Consider the following 19,374-nt stretch of genomic DNA (forward strand, 5'->3'; position numbering starts at 1 on the left):
GCTCGGCTACTCCTTCTTCTGCTCGGGCAGCGGGATGAAGGTGACGGGCCGGGTCACCTCTTTCACCGCATCCTTCCGCGACATCTCATGGCCCTTGCCGCCGCGGCCCGTCACCTCGTACTTCGTGGGGTTCAGGCTCAGCTTGCGGCCCTTCTGCGTCTCGTAATCGATGGCCCGGTCCTTGGTGCCCGGAGGCACCGAGAGGAACTCGACCACCCGGTCGCTCTCCTCCACCTTGATGACCATCACGCCCTTGCCGGGGCCCTGCAGCTCGTTCACCTCGTTGGCCTTGCAGACCAGGGCATTGGTCTTCTCGGTGAGCACGGCGAGCAGATCCTTCTCGCTGACCGGCTGCACGCCGATGATCTCGTCGCCCTCTCCCGTCTTGGCGTAGCGGCGGCCGGAGCGGGTGGAGACCTCGGTGTGGCCCTCGAGCGCGAAGCGCAGGCCCAGGCCGTCCTTGGTGACGGCGATGAGCTTGTCGGGCTTGGACAGCCGCGTGTCCAGCGACAGCGCGCCGACGATGCGCTCGTTGTCGTCGAACTTGAACAGCTTGCCCACCGGATCGCCGTAGCCGGTGGAGGCCGGCACGTCATTGAAGCGGGTGACGTAGGCGGCGCCCATGTTGCTGAAGAGGACCAGGTTGGCCTTGAGGCTGCCGGCCAGCACCGTCATCACCGCGTCGCCCTCGCGGAGGCGCGTGGTGGACGGATCCTTGATCTCCTTCACGCGCTTGATCCAGCCGTCGCGGGTGAGGACGACGTGGGCGTCCTCGTCGGAGATGAATGCCTCTTCGCTGAACTCGACCTCCTCGGACCCGGCGCCACCGATGCGCGTGCGGCGCTTGTCGTTGTAGGCGGCCTTGATCTCGTCCAACTCGGCCTTCACCGTGCCCCAGATCTTCTTCTTGTCCTTGAGGATGCCCTCGATGCGCTTGATCTCGGCGCGCTTCTCACCGAGCTCCTTCTGGACGACGAGGATCTCCAGGCGGGCCAGCTTGTAGAGCTTCATCTCCAGGATGGCGTCCACCTGGATCTCATCCAGCTTGAAGCGGGCCATGAGCTTCTTGGCCGCATCCTGCTTGCCCTCGGAGGCGCGGATGATCTTCAGCATCTCGTCGAGCGCGTCGTAGACCTTCTCGAAGCCCTCGAGGATGTGGACGCGCTTCTGCAGCTCGCCCAGCTCGTGCTGGAAGCGCTTGGTGACGACCTCGAAGCGGAAGTCGAGGAAGTACTGGAGGATGCTCTTGAGATCCAGGCGGCGGGGCGCGCCCACCTCCGGGTTCTCCGTGGGCACCAGGCACGTGAGGTTCACGCCGAAGTTCGTCTGCAGCGGCGTGTGCTTGTACAGGTAGGCCATCACCAGCTCGGGGCTGGTCTCCTTCTTGATCTCCAGCACGACGCGCACGTCCGTGGTGGACTCGTCGCGCACGTCCAGGAGCAGCGGCAGCTTCCGCTCGCGCACCAGGTCGCCGATCTTGGCCACCAGGTTGCTCTTGTTCACCGTGTAGGGGACGGAGGTGATGATGATCTGCTGGGCGCCCTTCTTGGTCTCCTCGACTTCGTACTCGCCGCGGATGCGGACGGAGCCCTGGCCCGTCTCGTAGATCTCCCGCAGTTCCTGCTTGGAGTTGAGGATCTGCCCGCCAGTGGGGAAGTCCGGGCCCTTGATGAACTTCATCAAGTCGCGGACGGAGGCCTCCTTGTCCTGGATGAGCATCACCAGGGCGTCACACAGCTCGCCCAGGTGGTGGGGCGGGATGTTGGTGGCCATGCCCACCGCGATGCCGGTGGTGCCGTTCATCAACAACTGCGGCATCCGGGAGGGGATGACGATGGGCTCGGAGAGGGTGCCGTCGTAGTTGGGACGGAAGCCCACCGTCTTCTTGCCCAGCTCGTTGAGCAGCTCGCTGGCGATGGGCGCCATGCGGCACTCGGTGTAGCGCATGGCCGCCGCGGCATCGCCGTCCAGCGAGCCGAAGTTGCCGTGGCCGTCCACCAGCGGGTAGCGCAGCGAGAAGTCCTGCGCCATGCGCACCAGCGCGTCGTAGATGGCCGTGTCGCCGTGCGGGTGGTACTGACCCATGATGGTACCGACGACCTTGGCGGACTTCTGGTACTTGGCGTCCGAGGTCAGCCGGTGGTCGTGGTACATCCCGTAGAGGATGCGGCGCTGCACGGGCTTGAGGCCGTCGCGCACATCGGGCAGGGCGCGCGAGGTGATGACCGACAGGGCGTAGTTGAGGTAGCGCCGGCGAGCCTCCTCGGCGAGCGGGGCCGAGACGGAATCTCCACCGCCCCCGCCTCCGGCTGCACCCGAGCCTCCCGAGCCCCCGTTGCCCGAGTCTCCCTGCTTCTTGCGTGTCTTGGTTTCGGCTTGTGCGAGCATGCTCATGTGTTCAGGCAAAGGAACATCCGTTCCCCGAACGCGGCGCGCGCCTCGCGCACTCCACGCTCCCGGACGCGATGTGTGTCTGACGGCCCGCCTAGCACGGCCGACTGACAAAGGGAACGAATTCGAGGGGTTGCGACCTCTCGTGATCGCGATATCTATACAGATGTTCAGTGATTTGTGCCATGGGAAGCGATGCCCAAGGCATGGAAATCATGAACCCGGAGCCTGCTCGGCCGGTGGGTGATCGGGACGGCGCGTGTAGGAGCGGCGCGACTAGCCGTTGTCGTCGGAAGGGGGAGCGATGTCCCCGGAGGAGCCTCCGGACGAGGAGCCGAAGGAGGAACCGCCGGACGAGGAGCCGCCGGACGAGGAGCCAGAGTTGAAGCGGGTGCCTGCCTCCTGCTGGGCCTTGCCCCAACCCTTGTTGCTGCCGCTGCCGCCTCGGAAGATGCGGACGTTTCCGCCCGAGCCTCCGCTGAGCATGCCGGCGATCGTGGCCTGGATCGCCTTGGCGGCGGGCGGGTGGTAGATGACGCGCATCTTGCGAGCCGAGGGCAGGGTGGGGCCGGTGGCATCGATGAGCAGGTAGACGGTCTTCTCGTCGATCTGCACGCGCTCGGGGTCCTGGCGGTTGTCGAGGTCGGAGAGGGCCTCGCCCTGGTCCACGCTCTTGGCTTCGTTGGTGAGCTGGCGCACCTTGACGCGCAACTGGGAGCTGGAGCTCTCGGCCCGGTAGTCGCGCGTGCCCTGGATGATGACGGCCATGTCGGCACCGGTCTCGGGCAGGTTCTTGCCGAGCTGGAGGCCCGTGGTGGTGTTGGTGTCGGTGTCGAGGAAGATGGTGGCGTTGGCGCAGCGGTTCTTGCAGTCGCCCCAGGGCTCCTTGTCGAAGCGCAGGCGCATGGCGAAGTCACTGCCTTGGGGGGCGACGAGCGCCTCGACGATGACGGGGCGCTCTTCGTCGGCGGGCGGGGTGTACTTGAAGGTGGAGCGAGGGGGCGCGGCGGTGCTCGCGCTGGCAATGAGGGTACAGGCGAGCGTCAGCAGCGGTCTCTTCACGAAAAGCCTCCAGAGCTGGGCCGGGCGCTCTTATTCAAGAGCGAAGGGGCCCGTAGTCAAGCCGAGCTTACCCGCATTCATTAGAGTCTCGGAGTACCCCGGTAGGTACTCGGGGGAGGAGGCATGCCCATGGAGACGCCGTATGTTCGGCAGCTGAAGTTGGGACCGATGGACAACTTCGTGTACCTGGTGGGGTTCGAGGGCTCGCCAGAGGTGTTGGTGGTGGATCCGGCGTGGGACGTGGCGGCCATCGAGCGGGCCGTGGTGGAGGAGGGCAAGCAGGTGGTGGGGGCGTTCGTCTCGCACTGCCACAAGGACCACACCAACGGGCTGCCGGAGCTGTTGGCGCGGCACGACATTCCCGTCTACGCCCAGCGCGAGGAGGTGGACTTCTCGGAGGACCTGCGCGCGTTGGCAGGGGACGCGCTGCGGCCGCTGGGGCCTGGGGATGCGATTGCGGTGGGTGGGAGGAACTTCCAGGCGCTGCACACGCCGGGGCACACGCCGGGCTCGCACTGCCTGTTGGCGGGGGACTCGCTGGTGTCCGGGGACACGCTCTTCATCAATGGATGCGGGCGGTGTGACTTGCGAGGCGGCAGCCCGGAGGACATGTACCGCTCGCTGAGCCAGGTGCTGCTGAAGGTGCCGGACGAGACGCGGCTGTGGCCGGGGCACGACTATGGCGAGGTGCCGGTGGCGGCGATGGGTGAAGTGCGGCGCACCAACCCGTATTTCTCCTTCCCGGACGTGGCCGCCTTCGTGGCCTTCCGGATGCGCCCGCGCCGGTAGCGGAGTCAGGCACGGACGACGGAGACGCGGCGTCCGGTGGGAGTCTCGGCCGTCGAGGCGTGGGTGCGCTCGGCGATGGGGGGCTGATCGCTGCGTCGATCGAAGATGACGAGCCAGCCGGTGGAGAGGCCCAGGCCCGCGAGGTAGCCATCGAGCTGGGTCAGTCCTTCGTTGAGAGGATCCTTCTCTCCGTCGCGCCAGACCTTCAGCTCCAGGGCCAGGGTGTCGGGCCCGTGGCGCAGGCACAGGTCCATGCGGCCCATGCCGATGGCGTACTCCCGCTCCAGTGTTCCACCCCCGTTGGCCACTCGGTGGAGGAAGGCCATGAGGACCAGGTGGGGCGCGACCTCATGGTAGTGCGCGGTGCCGAGCAGCGGCTGGCCATGCTGCCGCCAGAAGGCCAGGAACGCCTCCATCAAGCGTTCGGGATCCAGGCGTCCATCGGGGCGTAGCCACGGCGTCGTCCGCTGAGGCGGGAGGGAGGCGAAAGCCGTGTTTGCCAGCGCCCGAGGGATGATCTCCCGATAGATGGGGTTGGCGATCTCGATGCCGCCCGTGCTGGCGATGCGGACGAGGCCCAGATCCTCGACGAAGCGCAGATCGTCCTCGGAGACGTCACCCAGGGAACGGCCCGCCAGCATGGGCTCGATGATGCGGCGGACGCGAGGCTCACGCAGGCGCTCGGCGAGGCTGTCCAGGTGTGTTTCCCGGCGCTGGATGAGGAGATTCCTGGCGCGTTCGATGTCGGCGCGGTGGATGGGTTGGGCCTTGTCGGGGACGAGTTCTTCGACCACCAGCTTGGCCAGGGCATTGACGAGCCAGGGTTGGCCCTGGGTGAGCTCGAAGGCAAGGGCGAGGGCATCGGACTCGAAGCGTTGGCCTGTCTCGGCGGTGTGCTGGGAGTAGAGCTCGGTCACCTCGTCGGCGGTGAAGTTGCGCAGGGTGAGCGAGCGCACCTTGATGTTGAAGGGACTGGCCGTGCCCAGGGTGCTGCTGCTCCCCGAGGCCACCTTGTAGTCGCGCACATCTCGCAGGCCGATGAGCGCCAGCGAGGCGGGGAAGAGCGAGGGACGGTTGCGGTAGCCGTCGCGGAGCTGCCTCAGGACGGAGATGAGCACCTCGTCGCGGAGCGCATCGATCTCGTCCAGGAACACGACCAGGGGCTTGGACGCAGCCCGGGCCCAGGAGGAGAGCGCGGAGCCAATGCGACGCCCTGGGGGGGCCTCGGAGAGAGGGGGAGGACGCAGAGGTGGAGGAAGCTGCGTCTCGGTTGCGTCTCGCCAGCTCTCGAGCACGGCCAGCTCGGCGGCTCCGATGTCCTGGGGAAAGGCGGCGCCGACCTCCATGGAGACGAGGACCGCTACACAGGAGCCCTCGGAGGTGAGCTCCTGAGCGAGAGCAGGGCGGTCGTCTTGCCTACCTGCCGGGGAGCATGGACGACGAAGTAGCCGTGCTGATCAACCAGCTGCCGCACCTCGGGCAAACGCCGCAGGGGCGGGAGCATGTAGTGGTAGTCCGGCCGGCACGGACCGGCCGTGTTGAACCAGCGAGGCATGGGGGGAAGGTATCACCGCCGAGCCGAAGACAGCCGAGGCATGCGCATCTGGGAAGGCCGGTGATCCGCGTGCATCGACTTGTACGTGGCCCAGCCCAACAGCACGATGCCCAGCAGCGACCAGATGGCCGCCCAGGCGATGGCCGGCAGCCACGTGTGCTGCGCCAGCAGCGCCGCGTCACTGCCCGCGCGCACCTGGCTGTCCCACAAGTCACTGCGGAAGTCGAACAGCGCATAGAGCGCGGTGAACGCCGCCAGGAAGAGGTTCACCACCTCCACCACGCCCTCCGGCAGGAACTTCGCCCCCAGCCCCAGCACCACCGAGGTGCCCAGGCAGAAAGCCAGCGTGAAGGCATCCCGCGCGTACAGCACGCCCATGACCGCCAACCACACGCACGCCGCGCCCAGCACCAGCCGCCGCATCCGGAAGCGGAACGTGGCCAGCATCAACACCGCGCCCATCACCGCGCTGCCCAGATACCCCGCCGAGAAGACGATGATCTGCCGCAGCACTCCGGGCGGCAGTGCCGACAAGCACGCCCCGGACTCGTCCGAGCGCAGCGTGATGCTCTGCACCGAGCCGCCGACGATCAGCGAGGCAATCGCATGCCCGCTCTCATGCATCATCACGACCAGCAGCTTGACCGGTCGCAGGAAGGGCGAGTCCCAGAAGAACCAGCCCAGCCCCAGAAAGGCGAGGAGGAGGGCCACTCGCCCCATGTCCAGCTTGGCTCCACTCGCGGTTTGCATCGTTCCTTCCTCCAGCCTTCGGAACACCCGTGCCCGCATCATCTTCCGCTGAAAACGACCTGTGCGCACACCGGGGGTCGCTTGCGGGCCCCAGACGGGGTAGGGAAAGGCCTATGAAGAAGACGCTCCTGCTCCTGGCCCTGGTTGCAGCCCCGGCGCTCGCCGGCGAAGGAAAGTGGACTCCCCAACAGGTCCTCGAACTCGATCCCGCTTGGCTCAAGGCCCAGGGGCTCAAGGTGACGCCCCAGCGGCTGTGGGACCCCAAGCGGGGAACGGGGTTGCTGGCGGGCACTGTGAACGTGGGTGGGTGCTCGGGGTCCTTCATCTCGTCTACAGGCCTGATCATCACCAACCACCACTGTGCTTTCTCGATCATCCAGGAGCACAGCTCTCCGCAAAGAGATTTGATCACCCAGGGCTACCTGGCCACCAGCCGCGAGACGGAGCTGCCCGGCAAGGGAGCCCGTGTCCAAGTGCCTCGCAGCTTCAAGGACGTGACGAAGGAGATGCTCGCCGCGGTGCCTGCCGGCGCGGATGATCTGACGCGCTACAAGGCCATCGAGCGCAAGCAGAAGGAGCTCGTCGCCGAGTGCGAGAAGCGCCCGGCCACGCGCTGCCAGGTGGCCACCTTCGACGGCGGAGTGCAGTACGTGCTGGTGGACGCGGTGGAACTGGCGGACGCACGGCTCGTCTACGCCCCGCCTCGCGCGGTGGGCGAGTACGGCGGTGAGGAGGACAACTGGATGTGGCCGCGCCACACCGGAGACTTCGCCATCATCCGCGCGTACACCGCGCCGGATGGCTCGTCCGCGCCGTACAGCGAGAAGAACGTGCCCTACAAGGCGGAGTTCTTCTTCCCGCTGGCGACCCAGGGCGTGAAGCCTGGGGACTTCGTGATGGTGCTCGGCTATCCGGGCGTCACGTTCCGCACGATGCTGGCCGAGGAGATGGCCGAGCGCCAGTCGCGCTTCTACCCGCGTGTCGTGGATGTGGTGGGCGAGTCCATCCGCATCCTCGAGGAGGAAGGGGCGAAGGACCCGGCCGGGAAGATCGCCGTCGCCTCCACTGTCAAGAGCCTGCACAACTGGCACAAGAACTCCGAGGGCCAGCTCGCTGGGATCAAGCGTGGGCGCATCATCGAGAAGCAGCGCGAGGCCGAGCAGGCCGTGGTGAGCTGGGCCGAGAAGAAGCCTCAGTATGCGGAGGCGCTGCGGGCCCGCTCGGAGCTGCTCTCCCGGATCCAGGATTACGGCAAGACGTGGGAGCGCGAATTCCTGCTCGGCTCGCTCCGGGCCACCGCTCGCTCGGTCACCATGGCGGTGCACCTGTCTCGCCTGTCGCGCGAGCGGGCCAAGCCGGACATGGAGCGCGAGCCCGCGTACATGGAGCGCGAGCACCCCCGGATCAAGGATCAGCTGGAGCGCGAGCAGAAGAACCTCTTCCTGCCCGCGGAGAAGCGGTTGCTCCAGGCCTTCGTGCGGCGCGCGCAGGCGCTCGGGCCCGAGGAGCGCATCGCCGCCGTGGACAAGCACTTCGGCGCCAAGGCCACCGACAAGGAGCTGGCGACCAAGGTGGATGCGCTCTACGCCGGCACGAAGCTGCTCACGCTCTCGGAGCGGATGGCCATGTTCAGCGAGACGGAGGCGCAACTGCAGGCGCGCAAGGATCCGCTGCTGGCCTTCGGGCTGGATCTGGCCATTGAGGTGGCCGCACTGGACGACCTGAAGGACAGCCGGGATGGTGCCTCGAAGCGGCTGCGCCCCGAGTGGCGCAAGGCGGTGATGGCCCACGCGGGCAAGCCCGTGGCGCCGGATGCCAATGGCACCCTGCGCGTCACGTTTGCCAAGGTGCAGGGCTACTCGCCGCGCGATGGCATCTTTCACACGCCGCAGACCACGCTCACCGGCATGCTGGAGAAGAACCGGAACGCCGAGCCCTTCAACGTGCCGGAGAAGCTGAGCTCCACGGTGCAGGCGAAGCGGTTCGGCGCATGGGTGGATCCTGGGCTGAAGGACGTGCCGGTGGACTTCCTGGCGGACGCGGACACCACGGGTGGCAACTCGGGCAGCCCCACGGTGAACGGCAAGGGCGAGCTAGTGGGCGTGAACTTCGACCGGGTCTGGGAGAACGTGGCCAATGATTTCGGCTACAACCCGGACGTGGCGCGCAACGTGAGCGTGGACGTGCGGTACGTGCTGTGGATGCTGGATCAAGTGGAGGACGCGGACGCGCTGCTGCGCGAGCTGGGCGTCCGCAAGGGCCCGCCGGTGGCCCGGGAGAACCGCTGATGTCGGATGCATCTTCGCTCCCGCTGCCCGTTTTCAAGCCCGAGGAGCGGGTATGCGGCAACTGCAAGCTGTGGAGCCCACACTCGGTGGATCACCGGGGCTGGGTGGGGCCGTGCCGCATCTACCCGGGGCGGGGGCTGTTCCCGCCCTCGGCGCCCCTGTGTGACAAGTTCGCGCCTCGAGGCGGAGTCACGGTCCCGGAGGCCGCGCCCGCTGCTCGTGCGAGGGCTGCGCGCAGCGTGGCTCCGGTGGTGCGGCGCAAGAGTGACCCGAACGAGATCGTTGAGCTGGGAGACCTGAACATGACGCGCGAAGAGCTGATGGAGATCTTCCGGGAGGCTGCGGGAGAGACGGAGGCGCCGCCGCTGGCGGGAAAGTGGGAGGGCGGCACGCTGCGGCTGATTCCCGGCAATGCGGAGCTGCAGGCCAAGGACCTGCCGATCGACAACCTGTTCCACAAGGTGGTGATGGTGAGGGATCGGCTGCGCACGTTGGAGCAGAAGATCAACGGGCACAGCAAGCTGACGGACGCCGAGAAGGTGGAGATGCAGAGCTACATCACCCGCGTCTACGGCTCGTTGACGAGCTTCAACATCCTGTTCCGCGAGAAGGGCGACCAGTTCGTGGGGCAGAAGGGCGAGGAGTGAGCTGCGGTCCGGAGGGTCTGTGCCTCACGGGCCCACGGCCCCCAGTGTATAGGTCGGGGGAGGGATGATCTTCGCCAGCACGAAGCCGATGACGGGGATCTCGTAGGCCCTGTAGCGGAGCACCTCCATGCGTTCCTCGAATGTGAGGTTCTCGGTGGAGGAGGAGTGCTTGGAGCCGAGCTTGATGAGCAGGGGCATCAGGAGCACCAGCGCAAAGGCTGTCGCGGTGAGCAGCGCGGTCCCCATGCGCACTCGCGCTCGCCGCAGGCCCACCGGACAGTCGCGGGTGAGTACAGTCCCATCCCAGCGTTTGTAGAGCCGCAGGCACAGCCTTCCGTTCGAGCGCTGGACCAACTCTTCCACCTCGGTGGTGGTCATCGCGCGGACGTTGTAGACGTTGAGCTTGCAACTGGCGCAGTGGCGGACCCGGTCGTCGCCTTTCATGGCGTCCCAGCGCTCGTAACAAGGCGACGCCACCTGCAGCTTCTGAAGGTCGAACTTCGTTTCGGCCATGGGAGACCTCCCGCGCTGCGCCTATTCTGCCACGTTTCCGAACTGGACGCTGCGTCCACGCCTGGGCGAGGGTGCGTGCCATGCCATCCTTCTCTTCGAACGCCCGGCCTGTTGTGGACCTCGGTCTCGCGCGGCGCGTGGAGCTTGCCCAGGCCGCCCAGAACCGCAGTGCCACTCCGGCCGACGGTGTTCTCGAAGTGGCGGGTGGGCTCGCTCTGTTCAACGGCCCGGGTTCACCTCTCACGCAGGCAATAGCGCTCGGCCTGAGCGGGCCGGTCTCGCCGGAGGATGTGGACAGGGTGGAGTCCCACCTGGGGCGCGGTGGAGGAGCCATCCCGATCGAACTGCTGCCCTTTGCTGACCCATCGCTCTCGCAGGAGCTGGGCCGGCGCGGCTACCGCGTGGCCGAGTTCCAGCAGGTGTTCGTGCGCGACCTGTCTGGGCGCTGGCCCGAGTCTCCGCAGGTGGAGGTGCGTCCCATCCACCGAGAGGAGGCCGAGGTGTTTGCCCTCACGGTGGCCCGTGCCTTCATGGGGCGCGAGGAAGTGTCGGACGCAGAGGCTTCGCTCATATTGCCGATGGCGACGACGCCAGGGACCACCTGCTTTCTGGCATTCGTGAACGGCGAGCCTGCCGGGGGAGGGACCGTGGCCTTGCATGAGGGAGTCGCGACGCTCTCGGGAACAGGGATACGTGAGCGCTTCCGCGGCCAGGGGCTCCAGCAGGCACTGATCGCCGCGCGGCTGGACTGGGCGGCGCGTCAGGGGTGCACGTTGGCAGCCAGCAGCACCCTGCCGGCCACCGCATCCCAGCGGAACATGGAGCGCATGGGGTTCTTTGTCGCCTACCCCAAGGTCGTGATGGTGCGAGAACCCGCCAGGAATGGAATGGAGAGGTGAACTGGCTACTGCGGCTTCTTCGATGGCTGCGGCTTTGCCCGCTCGAGAATGGGGTAGTAGCACGAGCCTTTCCACTCATACGCATCGTCACTGCAAGGCGGATGCATATTCGTCATCAGGTGCCAGCACCCGCCATTGATCTCGACAAAGTTGCCTCGGCATGGAGCGCGGCGCTGCCCTGGAAGCAGCTCATCCAGCACCATCGCAATGACCCTCGCCTCCATGCTGTCAGGGAGCCTTGCTGACGCCACACGGGTGATCGGCGTGCTGTCCCCGAGCCCCCGCGTTCCCGCCTTTCTCGCCGCTCCATCTTCCAGAGCCTCAGCTCGCGCAACCTGGGGAGCCTCTTCACTCTGCCCACGACTCCGCCACTTGATGCCAACACACAGTAGGACTGCGGCAGCAGATGCCAGCCCCAGCCGCAATACACGGGAGTGCTTCGAGGACTTAAAGGTGGGCATGTCCATCATCAGGTACTCCGGCATGCGAGAGGGTCACGGCAAGCCAAGCCGTCACCAACGCTACCTCATGAGTAGTGTCCCATCGTGGCGTCCTGTCAAGTCTGCTGCCCTGCGCGCCGCGGCTCGAATGGAGAGGTAGCCGGCTACCGCGGCTTCTTCGATGTACGGGGCTTCACCCGGTCGAGAATGGGGTAGTAGCACGAGCCTTTCCACTCATACGCATCGTCGCCACAAGGCGGTTGCGTGTTCGTCATCAGGTGCCAGCACCCCCCGTTGATCGCGACCGTGTTACCTCGACATGGAGCGCGGCGCTGCCCTGGAAGCGGCTCATCTGGCAACTCTGTCGCAATGATCCTCGCATCCAGGATGTCAGGGAGCCTTTCTGGCGCCACACGGGTGATCGGCGTGCTGTCCCCGAGTCCCCGCGTTCCCGCATCAGGCGCCGCCCCATTTCCCAGAGCCTCAGTTCGCGCAATCTCGGGAGCCTCTTCGCTCTGCCGACGATTGTTCAGCCCGATGCCCATGGCCAGCAGGACTGCGGCAGCAGCAAGCCCCGACCACAGCACGTGGGGGCGCTTCGAGGACTTTGAGTCAGACACCCAAGCCTCTTCATGGACAGGCGCGTCCAGCAACTCAGGCGTGGGCCAGTCATCGCCAGCCAGCGGAGCCTCGCGAGGGGGCACTGCGGCGTTGTTGGGGGCAAGCTGCTCCGAAGCTGCGCCCCGGGGCTCCCATGGGACAGGGATGCTCACCGCCTCGGGCGCCTGTTCCTTCATGCCGAACAGGGGAACATCGGCCTCGGCCCCTGCGCGCTCTGCGAGCGACTCGGCGGCCTCCGCCACTTCGCGCGCCTCGCCTCGTGCCGTCGGCTCCCGAGCCATCACCTGTTCGATGAGGGTCACGAACCCCGGCAGCATCTGCACATCACGGTCCTGGGGCTGCAATTCCAGCAGGCGTCGCTCATTCCGCGCAGACTCTCCCGCCTCCGGATCTGTCCCCGGAGGTGGATACATCCCCGTGACGAGCTTGTAGAGACTGACACCCAGCGCATAGAGGTCATCCGCCGGGCGAGCCTCATAGCGCGCGCCCTTCTCGCGCCAGTGCGCCCACTGGAAGCGATGCGCCTCGCGACTGCGGTACTCGGGAGTGCCCGGAGCCATGATGCGCTCGGTGAGGGGAGGCGCGCCCGCCCAGGTGCCCGAGCCAAAGTCCGTGAGGAGCGCGCGCCCTTCAGGTTCCACGAGGATGTTGTCCCCCTTCACGTCCCGATGCAGGCCCCCGGAGCGGTGCAGCACTTCCAGCCCCCACGCCACCTGCGCCACCACGCGCAGCACCTGGCGCTGGGTTGCCGAGTGCACGCGTGCCCACTGATAGAGCGGAAGCCCCCGGATCCACTCCATCACCAGATAGGGGTGCACCGTGTCCGCGCTGGAGTGCCACCACCCCCGGTCCAGCAATCGCGGTATCGCTGGGTGACGAAGGCGCGAGAGGAGCTCCATCTCCCGGTTAAAGCGCGGGTCCTGGGGGAACAAGGCCAGTTTGAGCGCCACGGGCAAGGAGCCCGGATGTCCGGCACGTCGAGCCCGGAACACCACGCCGTAGGTGCCCCGCCCGCCGTAGCCCTCCACACGCCAGGGGCCCACCAGGTGGCCAGGCCGAAGCGAGTCGGGAGTGGGCAAGTCCATCGGGTACTCCGGCGTGCGAGAGGGTGACGGCAAGCCAGGCCGTCACCGGCACTACCCCATGAGTAGTGTCTCATCGTGACGCCCTGTCAAGTCTACTGCCCTGCGCGCTGTTAATCGGCGTCCCAGGCGGAATGCCGCCCCGCATCGCCACACCCCTGAGCCTGCTACGCACCGGTCTTGAGTAGCTTCACCGGGTAGAGTGGCCAGCAGTACTTGCACCTCAGTCATCGAGAGCGTAGTAGCCCGCATCACTCAGCTTGGAGCGGACTTCAGCGACAGCATCCGGTAGTTGGGCCGCCTCGGACTCAGCTCCGAACGAATCATGGAGCACGTCGAAGTAGTTCTTCGTGAAGGCCACGGCAATGGCTCGGGAGATGGCTCGAAAGGACATCTCCTCCGCTAGGACACCCAGGAGCGGAATGTAGAGATGTTCTGGCACGCCTTGAGGAAAGGCGCGCACGAGGAGTTCGCAGACAGGTTTGAGCGGGTCGGAGTCCGGGAGGTTCATGAGGCGAGCAAGCTTCAACTCTAACAGAGCAGCCTCGCGAAGCCGTGTGTCAATACTCCGCACTCCAGGTTCCGAAACCGGCGTCCGTTCGAGGAGCTCGATCAAACCGCGTGGCGCAAGGGACGTCCCTGGTCAGGGACTCTTCGTCCCATGGACAGCTGCCCCGCCAGCGTGACCTCGGCCATCAGCACCGCTCGGGCGAAGAAGTGAAGAAGCTCGGAGTGGTGGGTTCGATTCCCGCCGCTTCGACGGTGAGCCCTGGCTTGGGGAATGTACGCAGCAGAATCTGGTACGCCCCTCTCGACTCGTTGTGGTCGACTGGCTGGGCGATCGTCGATACCGGGTCGACGCGTCGGGAGGCAGCGCTACGTGACAGAGAGAGCCTTGGGACGGACTTGCCTGTTCACCGCAGTGATGGTCTTCAGCTTCTCCGCCATGTCCTGCTGGAGGCCGGAGGCTCGTTCCAGCGGCGCGAACCACCTCTTGCACACCGAGCCGTTCTAGCCATGGGAAATCCATCACCCGTTGCAGCAGCGTTCCAGTCGGCGTTCGAGCGTGAGTTCCTACCCCTGCTGAAGCTGCTGGGCTTCGTGGCCGGCAAGCCAAAGAAGGGCAAGCCAGGGCTGATCGTGGCCCTGGCCACGCGTGCCTTGACCCCGGAGAGTCGCCTCGAAGTGATGCTCTGGTGCCAGGCCGAGCGCCCGTTACTCCGTTTCAGGTTCGACCGGGTGGAGCCGATTCAGGGTGTCGAGTGCTCGGGGCAGATCGCGCTCGACGTGCCGTGGCAAGACCCCGCCTTCCCGAAGCCGCTGAGTCTCGATTCCAGCGCCAACGAGTTCTTGCCCACGGAGAGCCCCGAACGCCTCTCGGTCGCCATCACCTTTCTGGCGGGCGCCTTCGCGGCGAGCCTCCCCACTCGCGCGCAGGAAGTCCCAGAGCTCAGCGAGGCACTTCGCGCCGCGGCGGCGACGGCCGAGTGGAAGGCGGCTGTGGATCGCGCCAAGGAACTCTGGGAGAAGCGTCACATGCGGGGTGAAGTCGATGAGCGGGAAGTTCCCGCGACCCTTGTCTTCATGGGAGCGAACCTCGTGACGCTCGAGGCCGAAGGGGAACGCCTGACGTTCCGCATGGACACGAAGGCGCTGGACCGCGGCCTCCCCTGGTCCGTCTCAAGGTGGATCAAGAACCCCGCCGGGAGCCTCGTTGCCCTGAGGCTCATCAATGGTAAGAGGGCGTGGGACTTCGACGCTCGGGGCCAGTTTCTCGGAGAGGCGGGGAAGGCTTCCCGGTGACGGTCTCCGTCCCAGGAGGTTTGTGACGCCAGCTGTCAGGGAGCCTGGACGTCCCACGCAACCAGGAGGCTCTCAGGCCTTCGGACGGTGACGCTCTTCAGGAAGCCCAGGTTCTGCCCCGGCACGAGCCGAAGTCCCGGGAGACTTCGAAGCAGGGCGTCGAGCGCCACCCTTGCCTCGAGTCGTGCGAGCGGCGCGCCAATGCAGAAGTGGAGCCCCTGGCCGAAGGCGAGGTGCTTCTTCACGTCCGTCCGCCGGACATCGAAGCGCTCCGGTTCGTGGAACCGGGCCTCGTCGCGGTTGGCCGAAGCGTAGACGATATGGATGTGGGCGCCCTTCGGAATCGGGACGCCCCCAACTTCCACTGCCTCCCGCGCGGTGCGGAACATGGCATGCACGGGCGAGGTCATCCGCACCGCTTCCTCGACGGCACCGGCGATGAGGCTCGGCTCGTTCCGGAGTGCGTGCAATTGCTCCGGATGCCGGAGCAGCAGCTCCACCGCGCCCACGATGAGGCCCGCGGTCGTCTCATGCCCCGCGAAGTGCACCTGCATCAGCAGGCTCACGAGCTCCGCCATGCTCATGGGCGGCGTCATCCCTTGCCCCTCGGTGATGATGTCGCTCATCAAGTCCTCCCGGGGAGCCGTCTTCCGCTCCTCGAGCGCCGAGGCGAGGTAGCGCTGGAACTCGACCACGCCCCGCGCGCATGCGACCTGGTGCTCGACGGGGCCATGCGCCGCCAGGACGGTGGACAACTCATCGGACCAGCGTCGGAACCGGTGGACGTCCGAGCGGGGGATTCCGAGGATCTCCGCGATGATGCTGGACGACAGCGGATGGGCGAACCGGAGGAACAGATCCGCCTGTCCCTCCTGCCGGAAGCCAAGGATGAGCTCGTCCACGAGGGAGCGGATGAGGGGCTCCTTCTGCGAGAGCCTCCGCCCGGTGAAGGCTTTGCTGACGAGGCCCCGGAAGCGGGTATGCGCGGGCGGATCGTTGTCCACGAGGCTGGGCACCAGGGGGTAGCCGCCCATCAGCGTGGAGACGACCTCCGGCGGAATCGTCGCGGCCCCCACCGTGATGGACTCGGCGGAAGAGAAGCGCGCGGTATCGGCCACCACGGCGCTGATGTCCGCATGGCGCGTCACCACCCACGCTCCCAGCGCGGGGCTGAAGAACACCGGCTCCTCTCTCCGAGCACGCGCCAGGAACGGGTGAGGCTCCTCGAGCTGGGGCGAGTCGAGCGGGTGGTACTCGGAGCCAAGGCCTCGGGGCGTGTTGGTCGTGGACATAGATGCGCACCTTTCTGGCAATCAGCTCTTGGGTTGGAGCCATTCTGCAGCTTCTCGAACCGGGCCGGGGGAGTGAGGGTGGGGTGTGACTGGGGGAACGGACGGATTCACCCCATGTCACCACTGGCGTATATCGTTGCAAGTCTCCGCAAGCCCTGGGCCGCGCCTGGCTTCGGACGCGGAACCCTTCTGGAGTGGAGGCTCCTGATAATGAACGTGCAACGGTGGTTTCATGCCGCGCTGCTCGGGGCGATCCTGGTGGCAGCGGCAGCATGCGGTGACCCCGACCCTTCCCCTCAAGAGCCAGACGCGGGCGCCGGGGACGCTGGCTCTGATGCGGGTTTGCCCGATGCGGGTTTCCCGGATGGTGGCTCCTCTCTGGACGGTGGCTCCTCCCAGGATGGCGGCTCCTCTCAGGACGGTGGCTCCTCCCAGGACGGTGGCTCCTCCCAGGACGGTGGCTCCTCCCAGGACGGTGGCTCCTCCCAGGATGGCGGCTCCTCCCAGGATGGTGGCTCCGCGCAGGACGGTGGCTCCGCGCAGGATGGTGGTTTTCCGCAGGATGGTGGCTCCTCGGATGCGGGCATCCCGGATCCGAACGACCCGAACAATGCGACCAAGGACACGGATTGTGACGGTCTGAGCGACAAGGTGGAGTTCGAGACGAACCGAGGCAACGGCAGGAAGACGAACCCTGGGCTTGCGGACACGGACCTGGACGGACTGCCAGACGGGCTCGAGGTGGGAGTCGATACGCCGGTGCCTGGCACCACATGCGTCCTGCTGAGGGATGAGGGCTTCCTGCTGAAGACGGACCCCACCAGCCCGGACTCGGATGATGACGGCCTGCTGGATGGCGTGGAGGATGCCAACCACAACGGCAAGGCGGATGATTGGGAGACGCATCCCCTGCTCAAGGACTCGGACTGCGACGGACTGATTGACGGGCCCAACCAGGGCACCACCCTGGGCGAGGACCTGAACGCCAACGGCTTCAAGGATGGCAACGAGACGGACCCGCGCAAGTCGGACAGCGATGGGGATGGCATCCTGGATGGTGTGGAACGAGGTGTCACCGTCAATCCCGATCCCACCTCCTGCTCGGGCTTCATTCCAGACATCGATCCCGGCACGAACACGGATCCGACCAATACCGACTCCGACGGCGACGGAGTGAGTGATGGCGCCGAGGACTCCAACCAGAACGGCAGGGTGGAGCCCCCTGAGTTGGATCCCGCGGATGGCACGGATGCCAGCGGGCCCGTGGGGCAGGTGTGCACCACGAACAACCTGCGCTCCGTGGCGTTCAAGGACGAGCAGGGGCCCGACATCAAGCTGGCGCTGCCGCTGTCGTTCGACGAAGTCACCCAGATCAAGGTGGGCAGCGATGTCCGAGGCCTGATCGGCTACGACAGCAGCAACAAGGTGGGCTTCCTCGTCTATCGCCAGCCCGCGCCCGCGGGGGCCTCCGACCCGCTGGGGGACGAGGAAGTGCTGCGGCCGTCCATTGCCAGCAAGGGGGCTCTGTCCAATCGAACCGCCCAGCGATTCACGACCTGGGATGGCTATGGGGCCGTGCAGGCCTTCTATGACCAGGCAGGCACGACCACGGATCTCAAGCGCCGGACCGATGAGCTCGTGGACGCGCTGGTGCCCGGCAGCACGGGCCGCCTGAGTTCCTCCGCGTCGGGCATCACCGGGAACTTCCGGCTGCAGACGCTCTTCGTCCATCGCTCGGCGCAGAGCGTCGTGGTTCTCATCGCGGTGACGAACCTGGGGGCGGTCACGGACTCGAACCAGAACTCGGTGGCGGCCTTCTCCGCGAGGGATCTGTCGGATGGGTCCGCGCTGGCGCAGTTCGGCGAGCCGACGGCCGTCCAGTGCGAGCGCTTCCATGTCGCGACGACGTCGAAGTTGGATCTGCTCTTCGTGGTGGACGACAGCGGCTCCATGGCGACGTCTCAGACGGCGCTGGCGACGACGGCCCAGTCCGCGGTCAATGCGCTCAACGCCACCTCCCTGGATTGGCGCATGGCGATGGTCACCTCCAGCTACCACATCGCCAACTCTGCCAACTCGGCCAGGCTGCGGCCGTTCACCCGCAACGTGAACAAGGTGAGGGCGTGGCTCACGGAGAACAGCATCTGCACCTCGGGGATCTGCAGCAATGTGCCCACCACCCCTGAGGCTGCTACCTGCTCTGGAAGCTCCGCGGAAGGCGCGAACGGAGGGTGCTGGGTCAGCGTCACCGGCTCCGGCACCGAGGGTGTTCTGGGTGCGTCCCGGAAGGCCATCGATGACATCACCCCCGGAACGGATGCGACGGCTCCCGAGTCGCCCACCCTGGCGCGCAAGGGTGCCAGTCTCGTGGTGGTCATTCTTGGGGATGCGGATGATCAGACCAGTGGTGTCACCTCGACCGTGGTGAACTGCGGTTCAGGAGGCACCTCGGACAGGGCGGGTTCGGGCTGTGAGCCCATCCAGAACTTCATCAACTTCTTTGGCAGCGTGTCCTCTCCCACGACGCCCGGCAACAAGACGGGCAAGCTCATCCCCGTGCACGGCATCGTGTGCCCGACGGGAGCCTTCTGTGGCTGCACCACGCAGCCGTGCGACAGCAACAACACGACTCGAGAGTTCAACCCGCAGCCCCAGTACGGGCCGTTGCGGCATGCAACGGTGGTCAATGCCTCGGGCGGTGTGTTGGGCTCCATCCTCGATGCCACTTCGATCCAGGCCGCGATGACGGCGATCGTGTCCGACACGATTGGCAACCAGGGATACCAGACGCTCAAGCCGCCGATCGGGGCTTCGATCAAGGTGGCGCTGGAGGCCGTGAGCGATCCGGCGCTCTGCCAGGCGAGCAACGTTCCGCGCAGCACCGTCAATGGCTTCGACTTCGACGGCAGCGCCCGGACACTCTCCCTGTTCGGAGCTTGCCGCCCGGCGACCATGAACTCGCAGGCGGTGGTGTCCTACCGGTACTGGCGCAACACGGTGAGCGATCCGAATGGCGGCGCGCCATGCGAGGACGACCCGTACTACAGCCCGGTCGAGCCGGACCACTGCGCCGGCCCGACCCTGGGCTGCGACGCCTCGGACACTCAGTGCGTGTGCAAGCCCAACTGCGGTGGCACCTGCAGTGTCGGCACGCAGTGCAACATGGCAACCTGCGCATGTGAGTGAGGCTCCCGAGCCCGCGTGAGGTGGTCACCCCATCTCACGCGGGGCTCTCGGAGGAA

The 19,374-nt window shown here is 66.5% G+C and carries 15 protein-coding genes; 6 read left to right on the forward strand and 9 right to left on the reverse strand.

Annotated elements, in window-relative coordinates; translation table 11 throughout:
* Positions 1 to 6 precede the first annotated feature (6 nt).
* Both KY501_RS41190 and KY501_RS41195 read right to left on the reverse strand, forming a co-directional pair.
* Complete coding sequence (locus KY501_RS41190) at positions 7 to 2,388, reverse strand: DNA gyrase/topoisomerase IV subunit A (protein WP_224369404.1); 2,382 nt, start codon at positions 2,386 to 2,388, stop codon at positions 7 to 9.
* Positions 2,389 to 2,667: 279 nt separating this feature from the next.
* The gene (locus KY501_RS41195; protein ID WP_224369405.1) at positions 2,668 to 3,453 is read right to left on the reverse strand and encodes a hypothetical protein; all 786 of its coding nucleotides are present in this window, start codon (positions 3,451 to 3,453) and stop codon (positions 2,668 to 2,670) included.
* 129 nt (positions 3,454 to 3,582) lie between these two features.
* Here KY501_RS41195 and KY501_RS41200 point away from each other — a divergent pair, with 129 nt between their 5' ends.
* The gene (locus KY501_RS41200; protein WP_224369406.1) at positions 3,583 to 4,242 is read left to right on the forward strand and encodes an MBL fold metallo-hydrolase; all 660 of its coding nucleotides are present in this window, start codon (positions 3,583 to 3,585) and stop codon (positions 4,240 to 4,242) included.
* 5 nt (positions 4,243 to 4,247) lie between these two features.
* Here KY501_RS41200 and KY501_RS41205 read toward each other — a convergent pair whose 3' ends face one another.
* From KY501_RS41205 to KY501_RS41210, 3 genes are read right to left on the reverse strand one after another with little or no spacing between them, the layout of a single operon-like run.
* Positions 4,248 to 5,588 (reverse strand): hypothetical protein, encoded by a 1,341-nt coding sequence (locus KY501_RS41205; RefSeq protein WP_304608699.1) that lies wholly within the window; start codon positions 5,586 to 5,588, stop codon positions 4,248 to 4,250.
* A gap of 14 nt (positions 5,589 to 5,602) precedes the next feature.
* Positions 5,603 to 5,797 (reverse strand): hypothetical protein, encoded by a 195-nt coding sequence (locus KY501_RS53775; RefSeq protein ID WP_304608700.1) that lies wholly within the window; start codon positions 5,795 to 5,797, stop codon positions 5,603 to 5,605.
* A gap of 12 nt (positions 5,798 to 5,809) precedes the next feature.
* Positions 5,810 to 6,547, reverse strand: coding sequence for a M50 family metallopeptidase (locus tag KY501_RS41210; protein WP_224369407.1), 738 nt, complete (start codon positions 6,545 to 6,547; stop codon positions 5,810 to 5,812).
* A 113-nt stretch (positions 6,548 to 6,660) separates the two neighbouring features.
* Between KY501_RS41210 and KY501_RS41215 the strand changes: the two genes are divergently transcribed.
* Together KY501_RS41215 and KY501_RS41220 are read left to right on the forward strand one after the other, a co-directional pair.
* On the forward strand, positions 6,661 to 8,835 hold the full coding sequence (locus tag KY501_RS41215; RefSeq protein ID WP_224369408.1) for a S46 family peptidase: 2,175 nt from the start codon (positions 6,661 to 6,663) through the stop codon (positions 8,833 to 8,835).
* A complete protein-coding gene (locus KY501_RS41220) occupies positions 8,835 to 9,482 on the forward strand; it encodes a DUF8685 domain-containing protein (protein ID WP_224369409.1) in 648 nt (215 codons plus the stop codon). Before KY501_RS41215 ends, KY501_RS41220 begins: the two co-directional genes overlap by 1 nt.
* Before the next feature lie 24 nt (positions 9,483 to 9,506).
* On the opposite strand, the gene KY501_RS41225 is transcribed toward KY501_RS41220, so the two are convergent.
* Complete coding sequence (locus tag KY501_RS41225; protein WP_224369410.1) at positions 9,507 to 9,995, reverse strand: hypothetical protein; 489 nt, start codon at positions 9,993 to 9,995, stop codon at positions 9,507 to 9,509.
* Between the two features lie 80 nt (positions 9,996 to 10,075).
* Here KY501_RS41225 and KY501_RS41230 point away from each other — a divergent pair, with 80 nt between their 5' ends.
* Entirely contained in the window at positions 10,076 to 10,894 is an 819-nt protein-coding gene (locus KY501_RS41230; RefSeq protein WP_224369411.1) for a GNAT family N-acetyltransferase, read from the forward strand.
* A 604-nt stretch (positions 10,895 to 11,498) separates the two neighbouring features.
* Here KY501_RS41230 and KY501_RS41235 read toward each other — a convergent pair.
* Positions 11,499 to 13,040: a serine/threonine-protein kinase gene (locus KY501_RS41235; RefSeq protein ID WP_224369412.1), complete on the reverse strand. Its 1,542-nt coding sequence runs from the start codon at positions 13,038 to 13,040 to the stop codon at positions 11,499 to 11,501.
* A 220-nt stretch (positions 13,041 to 13,260) separates the two neighbouring features.
* Positions 13,261 to 13,548, reverse strand: a complete 288-nt coding sequence (locus tag KY501_RS41240; protein WP_224369413.1) for a hypothetical protein — start codon at positions 13,546 to 13,548, stop codon at positions 13,261 to 13,263.
* A 206-nt stretch (positions 13,549 to 13,754) separates the two neighbouring features.
* On the opposite strand from KY501_RS41240, the gene KY501_RS41245 reads away from it, so the two are divergent.
* Complete coding sequence (locus KY501_RS41245; protein ID WP_224369414.1) at positions 13,755 to 14,840, forward strand: hypothetical protein; 1,086 nt, start codon at positions 13,755 to 13,757, stop codon at positions 14,838 to 14,840.
* A 35-nt stretch (positions 14,841 to 14,875) separates the two neighbouring features.
* Here KY501_RS41245 and KY501_RS41250 read toward each other — a convergent pair whose 3' ends face one another.
* On the reverse strand, positions 14,876 to 16,132 hold the full coding sequence (locus tag KY501_RS41250) for a cytochrome P450 (RefSeq protein ID WP_224369415.1): 1,257 nt from the start codon (positions 16,130 to 16,132) through the stop codon (positions 14,876 to 14,878).
* Positions 16,133 to 16,342: 210 nt separating this feature from the next.
* On the opposite strand from KY501_RS41250, the gene cglD reads away from it, so the two are divergent.
* Positions 16,343 to 19,318: an adventurous gliding motility lipoprotein CglD gene (gene cglD, locus KY501_RS41255; RefSeq protein WP_224369416.1), complete on the forward strand. Its 2,976-nt coding sequence runs from the start codon at positions 16,343 to 16,345 to the stop codon at positions 19,316 to 19,318.
* Positions 19,319 to 19,374 lie beyond the last annotated feature (56 nt).

Source organism: Hyalangium versicolor (assembly GCF_020103695.1).
Taxonomy (GTDB): Bacteria; Myxococcota; Myxococcia; order Myxococcales; family Myxococcaceae; genus Hyalangium; species Hyalangium versicolor.